This window comes from Sphingomonas sp., assembly GCF_036731925.1.
Taxonomy (GTDB): Bacteria; Pseudomonadota; Alphaproteobacteria; order Sphingomonadales; family Sphingomonadaceae; genus Sphingomonas.
This window is the reverse complement of the sequence record NZ_DAINDJ010000006.1, coordinates 14,764-32,584: the sequence shown is the minus strand read 5'-3', so window position 1 is coordinate 32,584 and position 17,821 is coordinate 14,764. Positions and strand designations below refer to the sequence as shown.

At 68.6% G+C, this 17,821-nt stretch carries 11 protein-coding genes and 1 pseudogene; 4 read left to right on the top strand and 8 right to left on the bottom strand.

All coding sequences use genetic code 11. The features are described 5' to 3' along the window. The first annotated feature begins 120 nt into the window (after positions 1 to 120). The 4 genes from V7E00_RS19825 to V7E00_RS19810 all read left to right on the top strand — a co-directional run bounded on the left by V7E00_RS19825 (position 121) and on the right by V7E00_RS19810 (position 6,518). Positions 121 to 534: a hypothetical protein gene (locus tag V7E00_RS19825; RefSeq protein WP_333574327.1), complete on the top strand. Its 414-nt coding sequence runs from the start codon at positions 121 to 123 to the stop codon at positions 532 to 534. Next, complete coding sequence (locus tag V7E00_RS19820) at positions 512 to 1,762, top strand: efflux RND transporter periplasmic adaptor subunit (protein WP_333574326.1); 1,251 nt, start codon at positions 512 to 514, stop codon at positions 1,760 to 1,762. Before V7E00_RS19825 ends, V7E00_RS19820 begins: the two co-directional genes overlap by 23 nt. Before the next feature lie 118 nt (positions 1,763 to 1,880). Then, complete coding sequence (locus V7E00_RS19815; protein WP_333574325.1) at positions 1,881 to 5,060, top strand: efflux RND transporter permease subunit; 3,180 nt, start codon at positions 1,881 to 1,883, stop codon at positions 5,058 to 5,060. Positions 5,061 to 5,111: 51 nt separating this feature from the next. Beyond that, the gene (locus V7E00_RS19810; RefSeq protein WP_333574324.1) at positions 5,112 to 6,518 is read left to right on the top strand and encodes an efflux transporter outer membrane subunit; all 1,407 of its coding nucleotides are present in this window, start codon (positions 5,112 to 5,114) and stop codon (positions 6,516 to 6,518) included. Positions 6,519 to 6,522: 4 nt separating this feature from the next. Here V7E00_RS19810 and V7E00_RS19805 read toward each other — a convergent pair whose 3' ends face one another. From V7E00_RS19805 to V7E00_RS19770, 8 genes and pseudogenes are all read right to left on the bottom strand, one after another. After that, positions 6,523 to 7,767 carry an MFS transporter gene (locus V7E00_RS19805; RefSeq protein ID WP_333574323.1) on the bottom strand — a complete coding sequence of 415 codons (1,245 nt, stop codon included), beginning with the start codon at positions 7,765 to 7,767 and terminating at the stop codon, positions 6,523 to 6,525. A gap of 53 nt (positions 7,768 to 7,820) precedes the next feature. Beyond that, positions 7,821 to 8,873 (bottom strand): beta-galactosidase BglB, encoded by a 1,053-nt coding sequence (gene bglB, locus V7E00_RS19800; protein WP_333574322.1) that lies wholly within the window; start codon positions 8,871 to 8,873, stop codon positions 7,821 to 7,823. Between the two features lie 220 nt (positions 8,874 to 9,093). After that, positions 9,094 to 9,645 (bottom strand): annotated as a pseudogene (locus V7E00_RS19795) (alpha/beta hydrolase); the annotation flags it as partial. Between the two features lie 251 nt (positions 9,646 to 9,896). Beyond that, positions 9,897 to 12,881, bottom strand: a complete 2,985-nt coding sequence (locus V7E00_RS19790) for a glycoside hydrolase family 35 protein (RefSeq protein WP_333574321.1) — start codon at positions 12,879 to 12,881, stop codon at positions 9,897 to 9,899. Then, positions 12,878 to 13,192, bottom strand: a complete 315-nt coding sequence (rhaM, locus tag V7E00_RS19785; RefSeq protein WP_333574320.1) for an L-rhamnose mutarotase — start codon at positions 13,190 to 13,192, stop codon at positions 12,878 to 12,880. The genes V7E00_RS19790 and rhaM overlap by 4 nt, the downstream gene beginning before the upstream one ends. Positions 13,193 to 13,207: 15 nt before the next feature. Next, a complete protein-coding gene (locus tag V7E00_RS19780; RefSeq protein WP_333574319.1) occupies positions 13,208 to 14,689 on the bottom strand; it encodes a rhamnogalacturonidase in 1,482 nt (493 codons plus the stop codon). Further along, the gene (locus tag V7E00_RS19775) at positions 14,689 to 15,906 is read right to left on the bottom strand and encodes a rhamnogalacturonan acetylesterase (protein WP_333574318.1); all 1,218 of its coding nucleotides are present in this window, start codon (positions 15,904 to 15,906) and stop codon (positions 14,689 to 14,691) included. Before V7E00_RS19775 ends, V7E00_RS19780 begins: the two co-directional genes overlap by 1 nt. Before the next feature lie 9 nt (positions 15,907 to 15,915). Beyond that, complete coding sequence (locus V7E00_RS19770) at positions 15,916 to 17,796, bottom strand: rhamnogalacturonan lyase (RefSeq protein WP_333574354.1); 1,881 nt, start codon at positions 17,794 to 17,796, stop codon at positions 15,916 to 15,918. Positions 17,797 to 17,821: the final 25 nt, after the last annotated feature.

Here is a 17,821-nt window from a genome sequence, read left to right as displayed (position 1 = left end):
GCGGACTCGTCGCGAGGCACTTCGCGCATCCACCACATACATGCCGGCGCCCGCGAACAAAGGGGTTTCGCGGGGAGGCGGAGCCTTGCTCGCTGCCGGTGCAACCGAGGGAGACGCATCATGGCATATCTCGATCTCACCGACATGGCCGGCAACGCAGTTGCGCTGCCAGCCTTCCTGGCCGGCCCGCGCGAGGAGACCAAGCTCAGCGCCCTTGAATGGCAGGTCGTCGCGATTGCCCAGCGCGATCGCATGTCCTCGCTGGAGGCGCCGAGCCGGCTGTCGATCGCGCTCGGCATGATCTTCGGTGGCGAGCGCGGCAATCCGCGGCTGGCCGATCCGAAACTCGAGGCGCTGCGCCGCATCGCCGTCATTTCCTGGCACCGCGGCTTCCGCGTGCCCCAGTCCGAAATCCAGCGCTTCCACGACGCCGGCTTTACGCCCGGCCAGCTCGAGACGCTGCTCACCAGCATCAGCCGCGGTCGCGCGGCGTTGAATCAGGGGAACCATCATGAACATGCACGCGCCCATTGAGGGCGAAGCGGTGGCCACGCGCGCGCCCAAGCGCCTGCGCACCTGGCAGAAGGCGGCACTCGTTATCGTGCCGGTGGGGGTGGTCGCCGCCGGCTTCGGCATGAGCGGACGCAACGCGCCGGCCGTCGCCGCTCCGGCTGCACCCGTCGTCACCGTCGCCACGCCGCTGTCGCGCGAAGTCAACGAGTGGGACGAATATGTCGGCCGCTTCGAGGCGAGCCGCACCGTGGAGGTGCGGCCGCGCGTGTCGGGTGCCGTCACCGCCATCCACTTTAAGGACGGTGCGGTGGTACAGCAGGGCCAGCTCCTCTTCACCATCGATCCGCGTCCGTTTGCTGCGGCGCTTGCCGAAGCCAGGGCAGGCGTAGCGAGCGCGCAGAGCGATCTTGCGCTGGCGCGTTCCGACCTTGACCGCGCCCAACGGCTGGTCAGCGTCGAGGCCGTGTCGAAGAGCGACGTAGAGCGCCTTCAGGCGCGCGTCCGCGCAGCCACTGCTGCTGTCGCTGCGGCGGAGGCCCGCGTCCGCGCGCGTGCGCTCGACGTGGAGTTCACCCAAGTGCGCGCGCCGATCTCCGGCCGCATCTCGGACCGCAAGGTCGACCCCGGCAATCTTGTTGCCGCGGGCGAAGGGCAGGGGGGCACGCTTCTCACCACGATCAATGCGCTCGATCCGATCTACTTCACCTTCGATGGCTCGGAAGCCCTGTTCCTCAAGGCCAAGCGCGCCGCGGGATCGTCGGCCAGCCCGGTCGAGATCCGGCTGCAGGACGAAGGCGATTATCGCTGGAAGGGCCAGATTGACTTCACCGATAACGGGCTCGACCCGAAGTCGGGCACGATCCGCGGTCGTGCAGTGCTGTCCAACAAGGACATGTTCCTGACGCCGGGCATGTTCGGCAACATGCGGCTCGCTGCGGGCGGCAAGGCGCAGGCACTGCTGGTGCCCGATGCCGCGATCCAGACCGACCAGGCGCGCAAGCTGGTGCTCACCGTCGGCGCCGACGGCACCGTGGTGCCGAAGCCGGTGGTGCTCGGCCCGGTGGTCGACGGCCTGCGCATCGTCCGCTCGGGCCTGACGCCCCAGGACAAGGTGGTGATCGCCGGCACCCAGTTCGCCCAGCCCGGCGGCAAGGTGCAGCCCCGCGCGAGCTCCATCGCACCGGCCGCCGCAACCGACTCGCCAATCGTATCCGCTCCGGTCACGGGCCAGGCCACCTTCGCCCATTGACCGAACTGCCGCCGGGCACCCCACCCTGAGCCCGGCGGCAGGTAGTTTCTCGTTTGCCCCGTCCGCGTGATTGCACGCGGGCGCGGGCACGCGCGTCCGCTCGCAAAAGGAGAAGGCCATGCGCCTCTCACGCTTCTTCATCACCCGCCCGATCTTCGCGGCGGTGATCGCGATCATCATCACGATCATGGGCAGCATCGCCTATTTCGCGCTGCCCATCTCGCAATATCCCGACATCGTGCCGCCCACCGTCACGGTGACGGCCAGCTATCCCGGCGCATCGGCCGAGACGGTGGCGGAAACCGTTGCCGCGCCGATTGAGCAGGAAATCAACGGCGTCGACGACATGCTGTACCAGTCGTCGCAATCGACCGGCGACGGTGCGGTGACGATCACCGTCACCTTCAAGTCCGGTACCAACCTCGATGCCGCGCAGGTGCTGGTGCAGAACCGCGTCGCGGTTGCGATCCCGCGTCTGCCCGAGGAAGTGCAGCGCCTCGGTGTCGTCACGCGCAAGACCAGCCCCGACTTCCTGATGGTCGTCAACCTGATCTCGCCCGACAACTCGATCGATCGCAGCTACATCTCCAACTACGCCCTCACCCAGGTGAAGGACCGCCTCGCGCGTCTGGAAGGCGTGGGCGACGTGCGCATGTTCGGTGCGCGCGACTATGCGATGCGCGTGTGGATCGATCCCGGCCGTGCCGCCGCGCTGAACCTCACCGCGGGCGACATCGTCCAGGCACTGCGCGGGCAGAACATCCAGGTTGCGGCAGGCTCGCTCGGCCAGCCGGGTTCCCAGCGCAGCGGCAACGCCTTCCAGCTCAATGTCGAGACGCAGGGCCGCCTGAAGACCCCGGCCGAGTTCGGCCGCGTCGTCATCCGCACGGACAATGAGGGCCGCCAGGTCCGTGTCAGCGACGTCGCACGCGTCGAGCTCGGCGCCGCCGACTATTCTTCCAACACCTATCTCTCGAACCAGCCGACCGTGATCCTGGCCGCCTTCCAGCGCCCGGGCTCCAATGCGCTCGCCGCCGCGGAGCGGATCAAGGCGGAGATGGACACGATCTCGAAGACCTTCCCCAAGGGCCTTGAATATCGCGTGATCTACAACCCCACCGAGTTCATCGCCCAGTCCATCGACGCAGTGTACCATACCCTCGGCGAGGCGGTGATCCTCGTCGTCCTCGTCGTGATCGTGTTCCTCCAGAAGTGGCGGGCGGCGATCATCCCAGTGGTGGCGATCCCCGTGTCGCTGATCGGCACCATGGCGGTGCTGCTGCCGATGGGCTATTCGCTCAACAACCTGTCGCTGTTCGGGCTGGTGCTCGCCATCGGCATCGTCGTCGACGACGCGATCGTCGTGGTCGAGAATGTCGAGCGCAACCTGGCGCAGGGAATGACTCCGCTCCAGGCGGCGCGGACCTCGATGGACGAAGTGTCGGGCGCGCTGGTCGCGATCGTGCTGGTGCTGTTCGCGGTGTTCCTGCCGACGCTGTTTTTGAATGGGCTTTCGGGCGCCTTCTACAAGCAGTTCGCTGTGACGATCTCGGTCGCCACTGCCATCTCGCTGCTCGTCTCGCTGACGCTGTCCCCGGCGCTTGCCGCGGTGCTGCTCAAGCACGAGGAACATGGCGAACGCCGCGGCGGCATCGGCCGCTTCTTCGGCCGCGCGGCCGACGGGTTCAACCGCGGCTTCGAGCGGATGAGCAACGGCTATGCCCGCCTCACCCACAAGCTGGTCACGCGGCCCAAGCGGATGATGGTGGCCTATCTTGGCCTGATCGCCGCCACGGTCGCGACCTTCTGGGTGACGCCAGTCGGCTTCATCCCGGCGCAGGACCAGGGCTATTTCCTCACCGTCATCCAGCTGCCGCCGGGCTCGTCGCTCGAGCGCACCGATGAAGTAATGCGCAAGGTCGTCGCGCGGATCCTGCCGATCCCCGGCGTGAAAGGCTCGGTGATGCTCGCAGGCTTCGACGGCCCGTCGCAGACGCTCGCCCCGAACAGCGCCGCGGCATACGTGCCCCTGCAGAGCTTCGAGGAGCGCAAGAAGCTCGGCGTCGACATCCAGGGCATCATGGCAGAGGCGCGCAAGCGCACCGCCGACATCAACGAGGCGATGCTGCTCGTGGTCCCGCCGCCGCTCATCCAGGGCATCGGTTCGGCCGGCGGCTATCGCCTGATGGTGGAGGACCGCGGCGAGCACGGCTATCAGGCGCTGGGCAACACCGCCTTCGGCCTGATCGGCCAGGCGAACAAGACGCCGGGGCTCGCCCAGGTCTACACCTTCTTCAACACCGCGACGCCACGCGTCTTCGCCGATATCGATCGCCGCAAGGCCGAGATGCTGGGCGTGCCGCCGGAGCGGGTGTTCGAGGCGCTCAACGTCTATCTCGGCTCGGCCTTCGTCAACGACTTCAACATGCTCGGCCGCACCTACCGCGTGACCGCGCAGGCCGACGCGCCTTTCCGGGCGACCGAGGCCGATATCGCCAACTTGAAGACGCGCTCGGATGCCGGCGGCATGGTGCCGATCGGATCGGTCGCGACCTTCGAGAACAAGACGGGCCCGTATCGCGTCACGCGCTACAACCTGTTCCCGGCGGTGGAAGTCGATGGCGATACCGCGCCGGGCTACAGCTCGGGTGCCTCACTGGACGCGATGGAGAAGCTCTCGGCCGAACTCCCGGCAGGCTATGCGGGTGAGTGGACCGGCATCGCCTATCAGCAGAAGATGGCGGGAAGCACGGCAGGCCTCGTGTTCGCGCTGGCGGTGCTGTTCGTCTTCCTGGTCCTGGCGGCGCAATATGAAAGCCTGACGCTGCCGCTGGCGATCATCCTGATCGTGCCGATGTGTCTGCTGGCGGCGATGGCGGGCGTGAACCTGCGCGGCATGGACAATAATGTGCTGACCCAGATCGGGCTGGTCGTGCTGATCGCGCTCGCCGCCAAGAACGCGATCCTCGTGGTCGAGTTCGCCCACCAGGCGGAAGTGCGCGACGGCCTGTCACCGGTGGAAGCCGCGGTGCGGGCGGCGCAGGACCGGTTGCGGCCGATCCTGATGACCAGCTTCGCCTTCATCCTCGGCGCGGTGCCGCTGCTGATCGCGAGCGGGGCAGGCGCCGAGCTCCGCCAGGCACTGGGTACGGCCGTGTTCTTCGGGATGATGGGCGTCACCGGCTTCGGCCTGCTGTTCACGCCGACCTTCTATGTGGTGTGCCGCGCGCTGGGCGTGCGGCTCGCCCGGCGGCGCGGGCAGGGCGGGGCGCACGCCCAGCTCCAGCCGGCCGAGTAAACTGAACCAACCGGCGGGCGCTTCCCATGCGCCCGCCGCAGGAGATTTCGCATGCAACGCATGGCTTCGATCATGGCCGCAGTTTCGGCACTGGCGCTTTCCGCCTGCGCCGCCGGCCCGAACTACAAGGCACCCGCCCGGCCGCAGAGCGCCGCGGGTGCGTTCCTCTCGACCAGCGCGGCGGTCTCGACCGCGCCGGTGCAGGAGGGCTGGTGGCGGCTCTATAACGACCCGGTGCTCGACCGGCTGGTGACGGAGGCGCTCGCCGCCAACACCGATGTGCGCGTCGCGGTTGCCCGCATCGAGCGCGCCCGCGCGACGTTGCGCGGCGCAACGGCGAACCGGCTGCCGCAGGGCACCGCAAGCGCCGGCGCCAATTACGGTCGCGTGCCCGCAGGGCAGCGCCCGATCGGCACCGCGCAGGAGGATTGGCAGGTCGATGCCGGCCTCAGCGTCTCCTATGAACTGGACCTGTTCGGTCGCGTCTCCCGCGGCGTCGAAGCCGCGCGCGGCGACGTCGCCGCTGCCGAAGCCGATGCCGAGGCGGTGCGCGTCGTTGTCGCCGCCGACACCGCGCGGGCCTATGCCGATGCCGTCTCCTCCGCCGAGCGGCTGGCCGTTGCGGAGCGCATCGTCGCCCTGCTCGACCAGTCGATCGACCTGACCCAGCGGCGCCGCAATGTCGGGCTGGCGACCCGGCTCGATGTCGCCCGCATCGCCGCCCTGCGTAACCAGCGGCAGGCCGATGTCCCGGCGCTCGCTGCCCAGCGCGACGCGGCGCTGTTCCGTCTTGCGATGCTGATCGGCAAGACCCCCGCCGAACTGCCCGCCGAGGCGCGCGAGCGCCACACCATGCTGCGGCTCGAGCAGCCCATCCCGGTCGGCGACGGGGCGGCGCTGCTTGCCCGCCGCCCGGACGTGCGCGCGGCAGAACGCCGTCTCGCCGCCTCCACCGCGCGCATCGGCGTGGCGACGGCGGACCTCTATCCGCGCATCTCGCTGGGGGCCTCGGGCGGGTCCACTGGCAATGACTTCGGCAACATCTTTGGGGCGAATCCCTTGCGCTGGCTTGTCGGCGGGCTGATCAACTGGTCGGTCAATCCGGCGCCGGCGCGTGCCCGCATCGCCGCGGCGGAAGCCGATAGCCGTGCCGCGCTCGCCACCTTCGACGGCACGGTGCTGACCGCGCTGCAGGAGACCGAAACCGCGCTCTCGGCCTATGGCCGCGCGCTCGAACGGCGCACCGCGCTGCAGGCGGCGCTGGGCGAGGCCGAGGCGGCGGTGCGGATTGCCCGTGCCCGCCAGACCGAAGGCGATATCAACTCGCTCGACCTGCTAGACGCCGAACGCACCTTTGCCGATGCCCAGGCGGCGCTGGCGACGGCGGATGCGAGCATCGCCGAGGCGCAGGTCAACCTGTTCCGCGCGCTCGGCGGCGGCTGGCAGCCGACGGCCTGACCACTCAGCTCCGCGCGCGTTCGATTGCCTCGAGCGATTTGCCTTCGTTGCGCGGGGCCCAGATCAGCCCGATCACCCCCGACGCGACGAGGAAGCCGGTGAGGATCCAGGCGAGTGTCGTAAAGTCGTGCGCGGCAAGGCTCGGCACCGCCAGGCTCCAGATGCCGAGCCCGATCCGCACGATCGCGAAGGTGAGCCCTTGCGCGGTCGCGCGGATCGCGGTCGGGAAGAGCTCCGCCGACCAGAGCTGGAAGAAGCTTTGCGCGCCAAAGCCGCCCGCCACGCCCATGATCACGATGTGCAGGACCACGATCTCGAGCCGGAAGCCGAAGATCGCCAGCAGTGCCATGCCGACCACGTGGAGGGCGGCAGAGATGCCGAAGAGGAGCCGCTGGTTCACGCGGTCCGACAGCGTGATGAAGATGCCGAGGATCGAGACCATGCCGATCAGGAAGTAGCTCGCCGGCAGGATCGTCGCCGTCCATTCGGGCAGATGGTTCTGCGCGATCAGGTAGGGGGTGAAGAAGCCGTTATAGCCAGCCCACAGGTTCCACAGCCCGTACATGCCCGCGAGAAAGGCGATCGCCCCGAGATGGCGGGGGGCGAACAGCGCCCGCCAGCCCAGGCTTGCGGCACCGGCGCGGCGGGCAGCCTGCACCTCTTCCCAGCGCTCCGATTCCTGCATCCGCGCACGCAGGAAGGTGAGGGCAAGCGCAAGGATGGCGAGATGGGCGAACAGCCAGCGGATGCCGGTGATTCCGTAGGGCCGCAGGAAATAGGCGGCGACCAGCACCGCGACCGGCCCCAGGTACCAGAGGAGCTGGGCCACCCCCGAATGCGCACCGCGCCGTCTGTCGGGCGCCTGCTCCGCGATGAGCGACCACGAGGCGGGGATGTCGGCCCCGACCGCGAGGCCGACCAGCACGAAGCCGAGCACGATCATCCAGGGTGCGCTGGCGAAGACCAGCCACGCCATCCCGAACGCGTAGAACAGCATGTCGTACTGGTAGATCTTCTTGCGACCGAACCGGTCGCATAGCACGCCGCCGAGCAGTGCGCCGACACCGGCCGAAATCGCATTGGCGCTGAAGGCGCCGATCAGGCCGATGAATCCATCGGAAAGTCCGAACTGCGTCTTCCACAGCGCGAGCGCCACCGATCCCGACACGATCGAGCCGGCATCGATGTAATTGGCCAGCCCTGCCAGGATCGCATTGCGCCACGAACCCTGGCCCCCGTGTGAAGCCATCGCATCCTACTCCTTGCTCGGGCCGGTGGGGTGGCGCCGGTGCCGTCGGCGGGTCAGATATAGGTGCGCAGCAACTCTCCCAGTGCGCAGATCGCCAGGCTCTGGCCATAGGGCATCGAGGTAAGGCGGATGTCCTTGTAGAATTGCAGGCTGTCGCCCATCGCGGTGCCGAAGCTCACCTGCTGCAGTTCGCCGGTCTCGTCGATATTGTCGAGCACGCCGCGCACAGCCTTCAGGCCCACCGCTTCATAGGCGCGGGGCAGATAGCCCTTTCGCACTGCCTTCAGGATGCCATAGGCGAAACCGGCGGTGGCCGACGCTTCGAGATAGCTGGTCGGGTCCATCACCAGCGTGTGCCACAGGCCGCTTTCGTCCTGCGTTTCCGCGAGCGTCTTCACCTGTGCCGCCAGCGTGTCGATGAGGAACGTGCGGAAGGCGTCGCCCGGCTGGAGATCGAGGATCTCGATGATCTCCGGGATCGCGATCGTCACCCAGCAATTGCCGCGTGCCCACAGCGCCTCGGCGAAGTTGTGCCGGCCGTGGAAGTCCCAGCCGTGGAACCACAGGCCGGTCTTCTTGTCGAACAGATATTTGATGTGGACGAGGAACTGGCGCTTGGCCTCCTCCACATAGTGCGGGCGGTCCAGCAGCAGGCCGATCTTGGCGAGCGGCAGCACGCTCATCATCAGCGTGTCGTCCCACATCTCGCCCGGATTCTCGTCATTGTAGACGATGTGTTGGAAGCCGCCCTCCTCGGTCTTGGGCAGCCCGTCCGGCGCCATCAGCCATTCGGCCCAGGTGTCCAGATAGGGGAGATAGCTGGGATCGGGCTCGTGCTCGTACAGCCAGGCGAGCGTGATGAACGGCGCCACGGTGTTGATGTTCTTGGTCGGCGTGCCCTCGGCAAAGCGATCGGCGAACCATTGCTTGATGATGCCCAGCGCCTTCCGGTCGCCGGTCTGCTCGAAATAGCGCCACATGCCGAACAGGCCGACGCCGTGGGTCCATTCCCACCCGGCCCAGCCCTTGGTGTCGATGATGCGACCATCTTCGAGGTGGAGCAGGAACTCGCCGGTCTCGTCCTTGATGTGGACGAGATTGTCCATCAGCAGGTCGATCTTCTGCGTGACGAGGCTGCGGGGGATGTCGTGCGAGGCGGCCAAGGTTCGTGTCTCCGTGGGTAAGGGGGCAGAGGCCGTGGCGCCGCGCGAATCGCGCGAACAGGCCGGGCCAGGTATGGGGGGTGCCGTCGGGATCGACGAGTGGCAGGCCGTGGCCGCCCTTCTCGAAGATCATCAGTTCGGACGGGATCTTCGCCGCCTGCAGCGCGGCGAACATGATGAGGCTGTTGGCAGGCTGCACCGCCGGATCGTCGGCAGCATGGGCGACGAGCGTGGGCGGCATGTCCGCCGGCAGGTCGCGCTCGGCGGAGAAGCGGTGGACCTGCTCCTCGGTCGGGCTGGTGCCGAGCAGCTCCTTGCGTGAGCCGCCATGCGCTTCGGGCGTGCGCATCGTGATGACGGGGAAGAACAGGCCGAGCGCCACGGGCCGCGCCGAAAGCTGGTCGGCGGTGTCGACCGGCGCGTAGGTGGCGAGGTCGGCGCGGCTGCCGAGGCGGGCGGTGAGATGGCCTCCAGCGGAAAAGCCCATGGCGCCGACCCGCGCCGGATCGATCTTCCACCGCGCAGCGCCCGCACGGATCAGCCGCATGGCGCGCTGCGCATCCTGAAGCGGCGCATCCGGCCCCGCCGCCCAGCCGTCGTGCGGCAGGCGATAGAGCAATTCGAACACGGTCGTGCCGCGCTCGGCGAAATGGCGGGCAATGCTCGAGCCCTGCCGGCCGAGCGCCACCCGCGCATAGCCGCCCCCCGGTATCATCAGCAGTGCCGATCCGTCGGGCCGTTCGGCAGGCACCACGTTCAGCATGGGCGTGGCGACATGCGGCCAGGCGATGTCGTCGGCATCGCCGGTGGGCGATCGCTTCACCCATGCATCGGCGGCGGTGACACCCTCGCCGCCGGGAGGGCGGCCGGGCCAGAGCGGCAGCCGCTCGATCGGGGCGGCGCGCGCGGGAAGGGCGGCGGCAGCCGTGGCAGCGGCGGAGGCGGCAAGCAGGGTGCGGCGCGTGATCATTGCAACTCCTCCGGCCGCTGTGGCGCGGCCACCATCGCAACGGGCAGGCCGCCGCGGACATTGCGCAGGGGAACCAGCTTCACCGCCTCCAGCATATTGCCGGGCGCGCCGTCCGAGGTGACGGCAAGCGCGATGCTGTTCGTGCCGCGGTGGTTGAGAATGCCCTCCGGCACCGGAAACACCCGCTGCGGGCCGACATGGGCGATGAACTGCCCCATGTTCCAGCCATTGACGAACAGAAGCACCCGGTAGCGCGCGCCGGGCGAGCGCGGTCTGGTGGTGTCGCCGAACGCCACGCCGATCGTGGCGTCCTGGCCCTTGGGCACGTCGAGCGTGAAGCGGGTGCGGTACCAGGTCGTGCCGGGTGCGGCTGCGGTGGTGGCCTTCCAGCCGCGATCGTCGAAGCCGGGCAGATGCCAGCCCATCCGTTCGCCATATTGGCCGCCATTGTTCGCGACGCCGCGGATCGGATCGGCAATGTCCTCGCCGCCCTTGCGGCCCTGGATCTTCCAGGTCACGGGCACCGCAAAGCTTGGGCCGCCGCCAGGCTCGACCGAGGCGAAGACGATGCCACGCGCTTCCTTGTGGAAATCGTCGGCGTCGAGATCCCAGTTATGGCCGTTGTTGCGGACCATCACGGAAAGGACATGAGCGCCCGGCGTGCGGGCAGCGGCGGGAAGGTCGAACTCGGCGACGCCGGTGGTGATCGGGCGGGGGAGACCACTCGGCAGCTCGTGCTGGCCGACCAGCTGACCGTCGCAGAACAGCTGGAGCATGCCCGATCCGCCCGCGCCATAGTGGATGCGGATGCGCTCGGCCGCCGCGCTGCCCTCGAACCGGCCGCGATACCAGACGTCGCCGTCGTGGAAGCCATAGGCGTCCATCAGCATGTTGGGCACACCGTCGGGCCGGGCGGTGATGCTGGCATAGGCGCGATTGTCGACCGCCTGCCAGTCACGGTCGTCGAAGTCGGGCGCAGCCTCGGGCGTGCCGGGGGCAGAGACCCAGCGCAGCGACGGCAGTGCGACCGGCGCAGGCCCGGGCAGGGGGCTGGTGGCCACGAGGCTGCCGGAGGCGGTGCGGATCGTCTGGACCGCCGCGCCGTTCCAGCGCAGGCTGCGGACGGCGGCGGGCGCCCAGACCTCCAGCGGCGTCGGTGCTTCGGTGTCGCCGGTGAGCACGAGGCTTCTACCCTTAGGCGTCGCATGGCGCACCAGCGCGGGGCCGCGGACGAGCGAGTCGCCGATCCGCCAGAAGCGGGCGCCCTCGGCTTCCTCTGCGAGCAGAAGCGTGAGCGGCGGGCGACCGCCGCCGCTGATGCGCAGCCGGGTAAGGCCCTGATGGGTGTAGGCCAGCTTGAGGTCGCCGTGTGCCGCATCGAAGCTGGATGTGGCGGCGCCTTCCAGCACCTCCACCGTGGGCGCCGAGGCGTAGCGCAGCACCGCCTCGCCCGGCTCGCCGGCGCGGCCGTAGAGCAGCAGCAGATCGCGGCCATCCTGGCGGAGTGCCGCCTGCAGTTCCGAGCTTGCATACACCAGCCGCTGCCCGCCCAGCGTCACGCCGGCGACGAGCCATTTCGCGTCAAAGCCGTTCAGCTGCATCGGCCAGCTGTATCGCCCGTCGGGCAGGTCGGCGGTGATGGTGAAGCGGTCCTCGGTCTGGCCGTTGGAGGGCTTGTGGGTAACGAGCAGGAAGCGCGCGTCGGTCTCCGGGCGCTTGTTGTGATAGACCTGGATGCGTTCCGACGAGACGGAGACCGGCCCGGCCGGCACCATGCCCGCGAGGTCGGGCATGCTCTGGATCAGCCCGGCGAGCTGCTTCAGCTCCTCCGCCTTGGGGCGGACGGCGCGCGTCTCGGCGATGGCCGAGCCGTAATCATAGCTGGTGAATACCACCGGCGCGGGCAGCCAGCCCCAGCTGGTGCCGCCGAACCCCATGTAGAAGCTCTGGATCGCGATGCCGTTGGCCAGGTTGGTGCCGTAGAACACCCGCTGGAACCGCTTGCCGCGCTGGATCGCATTACATTCGTAGCCGCCGTTCGAACCCCAGTAATCGAACCAGCCGCCGCCGAATTCCGCAAGGAACCCCGGCGTGTTCGGCGAAGCGGAGGCACCGCCCTTTGCCCCGCCCGGGCCGTAAAAGCCCCAATCCGGCGCCGCCGAGCCGCGCGTCGGCTTGCCGGCCACCGTGCAGGTGCCGCCGGGATAGCCGTCGAACGCATAGAGGTCCGCCGGTCCCTCGACCGTTTTCTCGACGGCGCTGCCCGCCGGCACCCAATAGCCGTTGCGGCCCTGATCGTTGTGGAACAGCGGCACGGTGATGCCGTCCGCGCGCGCCTTGGCGGCGAGATGGTCCATGTAGCGGCGCTGCGCGGGCGTGGTCAGCGCCAGCTCGTTCTCGATCTGGTGGAGGATCACGCTGCCCTTGTGGCCCTTGCCGTCGCCGTTGATCTGGTGGCGGGCGATGATCGCATGGACGTGGGTCAGCCACTCGTCGGCGGCGGCCATATAGTCGGGGTCGTCGGTGCGCGCGCGCGACCGCTGGTTGACCAGCCAGCCCGGGAAGCCGCCGCGGGTCAGCTCGGCATTCACATAGGGCCCGGCGCGGGTGATGACGTAGAGGCCTTCCTCCTCCGCCATGGTCAGCAGCCGGTCGATGTCGCGGATGCCGGAAAAGTCGTAGACGCCACGCTTCGGGCTGTGAAAGCCCCAGTCGAAGTAGAAGGCCACGGTGTTGAAGCCGCTCGCCTTCATCTTCTGCAGCACGTCGCGCCAGAGATCGGGCGAAGGCAGGCGGAAGGCGTGCATCTCGCTCGACCAGATCACCGTGCGCTTGCCGTCGATCATCAGCGAGCGCGCGTCGAACGATACGCGGCCGAACGTCTTCACCGGCGCGGCGAGATTGGCGGTGGGCTTCGCCTCCTGCGCCGCGGCAGGAAGCGCGGCGAGCAGCGTGGTGGCAAAAAGCGCGGGGCGGATCATGGCAGGTAGAACACCGGGCGGAGCGGCCATTCAAGCGGCTTGTTGTCCGGTGCGACTTCCATCAGCGGCGCCATGTGATCCCACCAGCGGCGCATCACCGGATGAGCCGGCAGCTGATCGTTGGTTGCGTCCTCGGTGAGCTTCAGCACCGCGAACAGCGCCCCGGTCGCCTCGTCGAGGAAGATCGAATAGTCGTGGATGCCGGCATCGTGGAGCAGCGCGGCCAACTCGGGCCAGATCGCGTCGTGACGCGCCTTGTATTCCTCGGCCATGCCGGGCTTGAGCTGCATTCGAAACGCATGAACCCGCATACCCTCTCCGCTCCACTATGTGGAATTGCTATGCACGATATGGTAGCGATGCGGCGCGTCCACGTCAAACCCGATCCGCGCGTCGCCGGCATCGTCGAGCAGGATCGGCGGGCGCGGATCGGCGCCCGAGCGGCGGAGCGAAAGATCCGTCGCAGCCAGGCCGCGCACATGCCGAGCCCACAGGCCCCAGGCGGGGGTAGGGCCGAACATGCTCGGCTCAGGATACGCATCGGCGAGTTCGGGTGGCGCGGCGGGGAAGGCGCCCTCCAGTCGGCCGTCGAAGCGCAGGTCGATGTCGGAGAGGCGCACGCCCTCGATCGGGTGGTCCGGCAATCCGGCGAGGATCGCCGCGAAGCGCGGGTCTATGCCCGTTGCTGCCACACCATGAACGGCGATGTCGCGGATCGCACCGATGCCCGTGCCCTCGGGTCCGCGCAGCCTCGCGCCCAGGCGGAGGAAGAGCGGTGCGGTGGTCACTTCGTCCATCGTCAGATTTTCGGCGCGGATTGCCTCGATCACGCCGCCGTCGACGCTCTCGATCGCCAGCCCCCGGCTGCGGGCGAACCGGCAGTTGCGAATATGGATGCGGCGGAAGTCGCCATTGCTCTCGGTACCCAGCTTGATCCGGCCGGTGACACGGTCGCGATCGGGGGAGCGCTGCTGGGTGCGGCCATGGCTGCCGTCGAGTAGCGTGCCAAGATCATAGCCGGAGACGCTGCAGTCCTCGATCGTCACGTCCTCACAGGTCGTACGGCCGAGCGCGAGGCTCGTCTTGAGCACGATCGCATCGTCATTGGGGGTGTTGACCCGGCAGCGGGAGACGGTCGCGCGGCGGACGCCGTCAAGGTCGATGCCGTCGCGGTTGCTGTCGATGGTGAGCCCGGTGCAGCGCAGGTCCTCCACCTCACTTGCCAGGATCGCGAAATGGCCGGCGCGGAAGATCGTCAGATCCGCGATGGTGACGCGGCGGCAGCGGGCGAGAGCGATCGCCTTGTTGCCCTGTCCGCGCATCGCGGCGGCATCCTGCTCGAGGCGAGCGACGTCAGCGGGCGCCATGGTCGCCATCGACAGCGGCCGTTCGCCGCGCTGCGCGCTCCACGGCGTGCCGGGGCCGTTGCGGGTGAGGCCCTGGCCGTCGATCCGGCCCTGGCCGACAATCGCGATGTCTTCGGCATCCTCCGCCCAGATCAGGCTGTTGTGCCAGTGGCTGTGGCCGAAATCCTGGTAGAGCTGGGGGCCGCGATCCTCGGGCAGGTCATAGCCGCCGTCCGGGCCTGGCATGGCGGCGAGCAGCGTTGCACCCGTCTCGATGGCCAGGGTGACGCGACTGGGAAGCTGCAGCGAAAAGCTGCGATAGATGCCCGGCGGCAACAACACGATGCCGCCGCCGGCCCTGTGCGCGGCGGCGAGCGCAGCGGCGATGACGGGCCCATCGAGCGCGATGCCGTCTCCGCGCGCACCCTGCGCGCGAACGTCGAGGACAAGGCCGGTGCGCATCAGCTTCCTGTGGGACGTTCGCTGCTGGCGGCGAGGCTTGGTGCGAGCGCGAGGCTGTCAATCGCCGGCGGATGTACGGGATCGAAGCTGCGTGCGTCGGGGTAGAGGTGCGCGCCGAGTTCCGGCACCGCAGTGGTCAACCCCGCCGCAACCGCGCGCGCAAGCAGCCAGGCGCCCGGGTTGTTGTGGTGCGTCTTGTCCCGCCCGCCGTCGTTGAACAGCCTGGCCGCCTCGGCCGGGCCATAGGTCTCGTAGAGCGCGATGGTCGCTTCCTGGAGGTCGACAAGCGGCACGCCTTCCGTCTGCGCCACCTTGCGCATCGCCGCGGCATAGTCGGCGAGCGTGTGGCGGATGCGGCCCGCGTCGAAGTTGCGTCGCTCGGGCGAGGTTACCAGCACCGGCTTGCCGCCGCGCCGCCGGACTTCGGCGATATAGGTGCGCAGCCAGGCCGGGTAGGTGATTGCCGGGTCCGCATAGGTCTGCGGCCACTCGGATTTCTGGTCGTTATGGCCGAACTGGATCAGCACCCAGTCGCCAGGCTTCACCTGCGCCAGCAGCTTGTCGAAGCGGAGTTCGGTGACGAAGGACTTCAGCGTCTCGCCCGATTCCGCGTGGTTGGCGACGGCGATGTCGGGCTGGAACAGCGCCGGCAGCATCTGGCCCCAGCTGGCGGCGGGCTCGGCGCGCTGATCCGTGACGGTGGAATCGCCCGCCAGAAAGACGGTGGGCACGGTCACTGGTTCGATGGTGACGCGTTGGACGCGTGGCTCGCCGAGGAATTCCAGCGTGAGCTTGTCGTCCCAGGTGAAGCTGCCCGCCTCGCGCGCCTTGAGCCGGACCGCGGTGCCGCCCGGCGCATTCGTGGGCGGCGCGGACAGCGCGGCGTTGCGCACGTTCACGACAAAGCTGGCGGTGACGAACTGCCCGGGCGCCGTAGTGATGGCACGCAGCATCAGCCGACGCGATTCCGCCTTCACCGTGGTGCGCGACGGTGCCTTTGCGTCGCCCAGCCGCACCGTAACCCGATAATTGCCCTCCGGCACCGCGACGGAGAACAGCCGCTCGCGCGCCTGCCCGCCTGGCTCATAGCCATGGCCGCCCGGCTGATAGGGCGTGCCCTCGGCCACCGCGACGCTGCCTGGCTGGGGCGGTGCACCCGGCGCAAGATCGAAGGTCTGGGGTCCCGTCACGGCAGCAAGTATCGCCAGCGTCCACATCGCGTCCAGCTACCTGCGCGTTGCGAGATCGAAGGACAGGTGCGGCGGCTGGTTGTACGCCGTGTTCTGCCAGGCCACCCCCAGCCGATAGACCGGATCGTGGAGCAGTGTGGGAAGGCGGATCGCCGTCGGCCAGGGCGTCGCATAGATGCGCAGCTCGCGGCTGTCGGTACTCGGCAGCACCAGCTCTTCGCGCCAGTCGCCCAGAATGTCGGCGGAGAGCGCAGGATTGCGCTTGGTGCCGTTGTTCGAGGTAGTGCCCGGCGGATCGAGCAGCAGCTTCTCGCTGCTCGTCGTCCAGTCCCATTTGGTGATCCGGGTGCCGTCGAGCAGCTCGGCAAGCGCATCGCCGTCCCAATAGATGCTGAAATTGGCCGCGCGCGGGTGGCCGCCGGGGATCACCTTGCCGCGCGCGTCGTACAGATCGGGCGAATTGCTCGCCCACGCTTCTGCGCCCGGGAAGCGCGGATCGATATCGACGGCGATGCCGCGGCCGGTGTCCTTGTCCGCGGGGGTCGACCAGAGCAGCGCACCGGTGCGCGCGTCGAGCATCGCCGCGCCCCGATTGCCGCTGCGGCGCATTTCCTCGTGCACCCCGAACTTCTCGAGACCCGGGCGGGTGGGGTCCAGATCGCCGACATGCATGGTATCGCCATGACCCAAGCCGGAGGACCACAGGCCCTTGCCATTGTCGTCGATCGCCATCGATCCGTAGATCACCTCGTCGCGACCGTCGCCATCGACGTCGGCGACCGAGAGCTGGTGATTGCCGTTATCCCCGTATTTTTCGTTGCCCGGCGTCGCGCTGTCGAACAGCCAGCGCTGCGTCAGCTTGCCGTCGCGCCAATCCCAGGCGGCGACGGTCGAGCGGGCATAATAGCCACGGCCGAACACCAGGCTCGGCCGGTGCCCATCGAGATAGGCGACGCCGGCGAGATAGCGTTCGGAGCGATTGCCATAGCCGTCGCCCCACAGTGCCTTGAGGCCCGCTTCGGTATCCGCGCCGCGCGGCGGGGCATAGGGCGCGGTGGCGAGCGCGCGGCCGGTTGGGCCGTCGAACACGGTAAGGTATTCCGGCCCGTCGAGGATGCGGCCCTTGAGGTTGGCCATCTTGCGGCCGTCGCTGGTAACGGTGGAGCCGGTGCGATCGGGCACCTCCACCGCCGCGTCGCCGTGCCGCCAGTCCTTCGACGGATCACCGATGGCCTTGCCGGTGCCGTCGATCGTGCCGTCGGCGGTCTTCATCGCGATCTCGGCGCGGCCGTCGCCGTCCAGGTCGAACACCATGAACTGGGTGTAGTGCGCGCCCGAGCGAATGTTGCGACCGAGGTCGATCCGCCAGAGCTTCCTGCCGTCCAGCGTGTAGGCGTCGATCAGCGTCTCGCCGGTATAGCCCGCGAACGCGTTGTCCTTGGCGATGCTGGGATACCATTTGACGATCAATTCCAGCCGACCATCGCCGTCGAGATCGCCGACCGAGACGTCGTTGGCGCTGTAGCTGTAGGTCTCGCCGTCCGGCGTGGTACGGTCGGCCGGCTTGTCGAGCGGTACCGCGAGATAGCCCTGCGCCCAGACGGGAACCGGCGTTCCGGCGCCCCCGCCGTCCACCGCCAGCGCGTAGCGCGCAGCGGGCGTACCGGCCTTGTCGTGAAAACTGGTGGGCTGGTCGGGCGCGATGCGCGCAATCTCCTTGCCGTCGCGGTAGAGGGTGAAGCGCACGGTCTTCGGGTCGGTGCCGAGCAGCCGCCACGCGACCTGTATCCCGCCGCCTTCCGCGGGCACCGCGACCAGCGCACGATCGAGCCGTTCGACCTGCCGTCCGTTCAGGCTGTCGGTGGTCTGCGCCGCAAGAGGGGTGGCGAGGGCGGCGGCGAGCAGGGCGACACGCATCACGGCAACTCCTGAAATACGCAAA

What these genes read in the sequence shown, in the direction of transcription:
- V7E00_RS19825 (WP_333574327.1), top strand. Translation starts at nt 121, where the DNA reads ATGGCATATCTCGATCTCACCGACATGGCCGGCAACGCAGTTGCGCTG.
- V7E00_RS19820 (WP_333574326.1), top strand. Translation starts at nt 512, where the DNA reads ATGAACATGCACGCGCCCATTGAGGGCGAAGCGGTGGCCACGCGCGCG.
- V7E00_RS19815 (WP_333574325.1), top strand. Translation starts at nt 1,881, where the DNA reads ATGCGCCTCTCACGCTTCTTCATCACCCGCCCGATCTTCGCGGCGGTG.
- V7E00_RS19810 (WP_333574324.1), top strand. Translation starts at nt 5,112, where the DNA reads ATGCAACGCATGGCTTCGATCATGGCCGCAGTTTCGGCACTGGCGCTT.
- V7E00_RS19805 (WP_333574323.1), bottom strand. Translation starts at nt 7,767, where the DNA reads ATGGCTTCACACGGGGGCCAGGGTTCGTGGCGCAATGCGATCCTGGCA.
- bglB (WP_333574322.1), bottom strand. Translation starts at nt 8,873, where the DNA reads ATGGACAATCTCGTCCACATCAAGGACGAGACCGGCGAGTTCCTGCTC.
- V7E00_RS19790 (WP_333574321.1), bottom strand. Translation starts at nt 12,881, where the DNA reads ATGATCCGCCCCGCGCTTTTTGCCACCACGCTGCTCGCCGCGCTTCCT.
- rhaM (WP_333574320.1), bottom strand. Translation starts at nt 13,192, where the DNA reads ATGCGGGTTCATGCGTTTCGAATGCAGCTCAAGCCCGGCATGGCCGAG.
- V7E00_RS19780 (WP_333574319.1), bottom strand. Translation starts at nt 14,689, where the DNA reads ATGCGCACCGGCCTTGTCCTCGACGTTCGCGCGCAGGGTGCGCGCGGA.
- V7E00_RS19775 (WP_333574318.1), bottom strand. Translation starts at nt 15,906, where the DNA reads ATGTGGACGCTGGCGATACTTGCTGCCGTGACGGGACCCCAGACCTTC.
- V7E00_RS19770 (WP_333574354.1), bottom strand. Translation starts at nt 17,796, where the DNA reads ATGCGTGTCGCCCTGCTCGCCGCCGCCCTCGCCACCCCTCTTGCGGCG.